At 33.2% G+C, this 3,405-nt stretch carries 4 protein-coding genes; all 4 read left to right on the plus strand.

Going from position 1 to position 3,405, the window contains the following annotated elements:
- The first annotated feature begins 233 nt into the window (after nucleotides 1-233).
- Entirely contained in the window at nucleotides 234-920 is a 687-nt protein-coding gene (gene ftsE / locus RR539_RS08845; protein ID WP_332483809.1) for a cell division ATP-binding protein FtsE, read from the plus strand.
- Nucleotides 910-1,797 (plus strand): permease-like cell division protein FtsX, encoded by an 888-nt coding sequence (gene ftsX / locus RR539_RS08850; RefSeq protein ID WP_332483810.1) that lies wholly within the window; start codon nucleotides 910-912, stop codon nucleotides 1,795-1,797. Before ftsE ends, ftsX begins: the two co-directional genes overlap by 11 nt.
- A 125-nt stretch (nucleotides 1,798-1,922) precedes the next feature.
- Nucleotides 1,923-3,107 (plus strand): S41 family peptidase, encoded by a 1,185-nt coding sequence (locus RR539_RS08855; protein ID WP_332474270.1) that lies wholly within the window; start codon nucleotides 1,923-1,925, stop codon nucleotides 3,105-3,107.
- Nucleotides 3,107-3,405 (plus strand): NUDIX hydrolase (locus RR539_RS08860; RefSeq protein ID WP_332500347.1); only part of this gene is annotated, 299 nt, incomplete at its 3' end. The genes RR539_RS08855 and RR539_RS08860, both read left to right, overlap by 1 nt.

Below are 3,405 nucleotides of genomic sequence, written 5' to 3' on the forward strand. Positions count from 1 at the left end.
TAATAGTGGAAATTATTTCGGCTTTTTTATTTTTTGGTACTATGGTAAAATAATAAAAAATGTCGAAAATTATACGGTTTTAATTAAAATAGTATAAAGTAACTACACAATATAGCATAAAACCCTTTAGATTCTTACATTTTATCTAGGGGGTGTAATATTATGATATAATGTGTTATTATTATTTTATGTATTTACACATTAAAAACACGTACATAAGGGGGAATTACTAGGTGATAAAGTTAAAAAACGTATCTAAGGTATATACTAACAATCATATAGCACTTTCTAACATAAACATAGATATAGAAAAAGGTGAATTTGTTTTCTTAGTAGGTCCAAGTGGAGCTGGTAAGTCAACATTTATTAAATTACTTCTTAAGGAAGTAGATATAACAAGTGGACAAATTGTAGTTAATAATAAGGAAGTTAATAAGCTAAAAAGACATGATATTCCTTTCTATAGAAGAAGTATAGGAATGGTGTTCCAGGACTTTAGACTTTTGGCGGATAAAACAGTTTATGAAAATGTAGCTTTTGCTATGAGAATAGTTGAAGCAAATCCTAAGGAAATCAAAAAGAGAATTCCACAGGTTCTTTCACTAGTTGGACTATCAGGTAAGGCGAATCAATACCCAAACCAATTATCAGGTGGAGAGCAGCAAAGAATAGCACTTGCAAGAGCACTTGCTAATAATCCAAAGCTTCTGATTTGTGACGAGCCTACAGGAAACCTTGACCCAGAAACTTCATGGGAAATCATGGACCTATTAATGGAGATAAATAAGTCAGGTACAACAATACTTATGGCAACACATGCTAAGGATATAGTTGATAGAATGAAAAAGAGAGTTATTGCTATTGAAAAGGGTGTTGTAGTAAGAGACCAACAAAGGGGTGTGTACGGCTATGAAGATTAGAACTATAAAGCAGTTCACAAGTGATAGTTTTAAGGGAATTGTTAGAAATAGAATTATGAGCATAGCATCAATTGGTACAGTTGCAGCTACACTTTTTATATTTGGATCAGTTTTAATGATGGCACTTAACCTAAACAACATGGTTGAGTCTGTTGGAGAAGAAATTGAAATTAAGGTTTTCGTTGATAAGAAGCTTACACAAGAACAGGTTAAGGCAATGGAACCTAAAATAAAGGCGATATCTAATATTGAAAGTATTAAGTTTGAAACTAAGGGTCAGGCCCTTGAAAAAATGAAGGAACAGCTTGGAGATCAAAAGGATCTTGCTAAGGGAATGGAAGAGAAAAATCCACTTCCAGAATCATATGTTATAAGGGTTGATGCACCAGAAAATGTTGAAAAAGTAGCAGAAAAGCTAAAAACACTTGAGGGTGTGTATAAGATAAATGACAGTAAGAGTACTGTTCAAAAGATAATGGAAATTAATAATATAGTTAAAACATCAAGTGCCATATTAATGGGTGTATTTGGTATAGTTGCCCTATTCCTAATTGCAAATACTATAAAGCTTACTGTATATGCAAGGAAAAGGGAAATAGAGATAATGAAGTATATTGGTGCAACAGATTGGTTTATTAGATGGCCATTTGTTATTGAGGGGGTTATACTAGGACTTATAGGTTCTATAATTTCTATAATTCTTCTTTCAGTATCATATAGCTATATGTCAGAGACTATTCAAAGTCTACTTATGATGTTTAAGCCAGTTCCATTTGGAGAAATGATAGGCGGAATCACATGGAAGTTCCTACTTCTAGGTATAGGAATAGGTGGACTTGGAAGTGTAATTTCACTTAGAAAGTTCCTACAAGTTTAAGAATAATCAAAAGCTAGGTATACATTATGTATATCTAGCTTTTTTTATGTTAAAATTATAAAGGTGATAATTACTTAATATATGTAATAAACTAATAAGAAAAATAGATTAGTCGAGGTGGTTGCATGAAAGGTAGCAAAAAAAGTACGATAACCAAAATAATTATTTGGGTTGTAGTAACTAACTTAATAACAATAGCAGCCCTTATTTTCTTACCAATACCTTTTTTAGGTGTAAAACTTGTAAGTAATAGGGACTACCAGTTCTTAACTGATTACAGAAAATTAGTTAGAGTTCATAATATATTAGACAAGGGATATGTAGATGACATAACCCCTGAAATGGAAGATAAGATGCTTGAAGGTTCAATTGATGGAATGATAGGCGCTTTAAAGGATCCATATAGTACATACATGAACGAAAAAGAGTATGAAAACTTTATAACACAGGCAACAGGTTCCTATGCTGGAGTTGGAATACTACTTACAAATGATAACAACAAGTTATTAGTAATTGAGCCAATTGAAGAAGGGCCAGCGATTAAGGCTGGGGTTAAACCAGGAGATGTTATTACTAAGGTTAATGGTACTAAGGTAACTGGAGATGAAAGTGAAAAAGCTGTTTCAATGATGAAGGGTGAAGCTGGAACTAAGGTTACTATTACTGTAAATAGAGACGGAAAAGAAATGGATATATCAATTACCCGTGATGTTATTCAGATGAAAACAGTTAAGGGTGAGATGATAGACAAAACAGGATATGTTAGAATATCAAGTTTTGATGAGACAACAGGTGAAGAGTTTGAGAAAATGGTTAATTCCTTAAAGGATAAGGGAATGAACGCATTAATACTTGACCTTCGTGATAACCCAGGTGGAATACTAGATTCATCAATAAAGGTACTTGATGTACTTGTTGATGAACAGGTTGTATTATCAACTGTTGATAACGGAGGAAAGAAGACCCAGTATAAAACAGCAGATGGAAAGGTAGATGTTCCTATTTATGTACTTGTTAATAAGAATAGTGCAAGTGCAAGTGAAATTGTATCAGGTGCTTTAAAGGATCTTAATGCTGCAACATTAATTGGAACAACAACATATGGTAAGGGGCTTGTCCAGATGACAAGAGATCTACAGGATAATACTGCAATCAAGTTTACTGTATCAAGATATTACACACCTTCAGGTAAGTCTATCCAAGGTAAGGGAATAGACCCGCATATAAAGGTAAGTGATCCTAAGGAGCCTACTCGTGATCTTAAGAAGGATCCACATATTAAAAAGGCTCTAGAGGAGATCTCTAAATAATGAAACTGGCAACTCTATGTTATATTAGAAAAAATGGTAAGACCCTTATGCTTCATAGAGTAAAAAAGCATGGGGATTACCATAAGAATAAATATAATGGAATAGGTGGTAAGTTTGAAGAAGGTGAATCACCTGAGGATTGTATAATTCGTGAAGCATACGAGGAAACAGGATTAACTCTTAAATCCCCAAGGCTTCGTGGAATGATAACATTTCCTATGTTTGATATGGTAGATGATTGGTACACCTTTATATATACAGCAGATGAGTTTGAAGGTGAACTAAAAGAGTGTAATGA

Source organism: Clostridium sp. (genome assembly GCF_036639235.1).
Lineage (GTDB): Bacteria > Bacillota > Clostridia > Clostridiales > Caloramatoraceae > Clostridium_AB.